General features: G+C 48.5%; 1 protein-coding gene. It reads left to right on the top strand.

Going from position 1 to position 1325, the window contains the following annotated elements:
• The first annotated feature begins 834 nt into the window (after nt 1-834).
• Nucleotides 835-1227: a hypothetical protein gene (locus NW858_RS02530; RefSeq protein WP_414347761.1), complete on the top strand. Its 393-nt coding sequence runs from the start codon at nt 835-837 to the stop codon at nt 1225-1227.
• The last annotated feature ends 98 nt before the right edge of the window (nt 1228-1325 follow it).

Below are 1325 nucleotides of genomic sequence, written 5' to 3'. Positions count from 1 at the left end.
CGAAATAGGATCCCACCTGAATACTTGAATATAGTCTTGTTCATCATTTGTCCGAATCGACTGCTTTGATCTGGTCTAACCCGAGGTATGTAAGCCAACTCTCTGGACAGGAGTTGACAGGGGAGAGATCTGACATGATACGCTAGAAGGTAGAACTGCCGGTGGGTATAATACTTTCTGGCAAAAGCCAGGAAGACTTTTGTATTCTGGTTCAGGAGGGGTTCTGTGCAGAAAGTTCAGGAAAGTTTGGCTACTGCTCTAACCATTGATGGAGCTATAGGCATTGCGCTTGGTGACTGGAAGAGTGGCATGTGCTTGGGTTTCAAGGGCTCTAACGTTCCCGCCCTTCCTGAGCGGAATCTAGAGATAGCTGTGGCAGGTATGACCGAGGTTGTTCGGTCTAAGTTCCGGACTTTGGAGTCTGTAGGCATTAAGGATGAGCTCGAAGAGATTCTCGTTGTTCTAAAAACGCAATACCATCTCGTTCGAGTAGTAAAGTCTGTCCGAGGACTCTTTTTCTATCTTGTTATGGATCGAGAAAAGGGTAACCTAGCTCTCGCTCGCATTAAGCTGGATCAAGTGGCAGAACAGCTAGTGCTCTAGCCTAGACCAGGTACTGAGGTAGCTAGAAAGCTTGAGCAGAGCTAGATGAGGAGCTTTGCTTTCTTCACTTAAGCGGTTAAATTTCTTTTTTTGCTTGGCCTTGCGGCTCACTCTTTTCCTACTTGGCAGGAGAAAGGCAATGAGGTAAGGTATAGATGGCTACCTTGCTTACTCGGTAAGTGGTAAGTACCCAAATAACAGTGCCGCCAAGGGAAGAGGGAGGATGTGGCTATGCCGACACTGGAGAAGATTCTTCTGGAGGCTCTTACTTTCGGCGGTGCGCTAGGTGTTGCCGTCGGCGACTGGAGAAGCGGCACATGCCTAGGAGCTAAGTCTGCAGATGTCTCTGCTTTGCCTGAGCGCGACCTATCGCTTGCCATAGCCGGCAACTCGGAGGTGCTGCGCGCTAAGCTCAAGGTTGCAGAGGCTCTGGCCCAACGTTTAAAGGAGATTATTGTAGTTTGCCAGGAACAGTATCACCTGATCTGGTTAGTTAATAGTCATGGGTTGTTTATTTACCTAGTGTTGGATCTAGAAAATGGGAACTTAGCCTTGGCTCGTATCAAGTTGGAGCAGCTTGCAGAGCAGCTCCGCCAGTTACCTCTCAAAACCGCAAGATTCTAAGGGCTTTTCTCTCCCAAGACCCGTAGCTAAAGAAATCCAGAATGCCCAGGCCTCTGGGTTTTGGAGGGAAGTTTCTCACACCTTAAGACCTTGTAAGC

Source organism: Synechococcus sp. H55.10 (genome assembly GCF_047502715.1).
Lineage (GTDB): Bacteria > Cyanobacteriota > Cyanobacteriia > Thermostichales > Thermostichaceae > Thermostichus.
The sequence above is the reverse complement of the archived record's forward strand: the minus strand, read 5'-3'. Positions and strand labels throughout refer to the sequence as shown.

Excerpts from the sequence above, each read along its gene's own strand:
- NW858_RS02530 (WP_414347761.1), top strand. The coding sequence starts at position 835 with ATGCCGACACTGGAGAAGATTCTTCTGGAGGCTCTTACTTTCGGCGGT.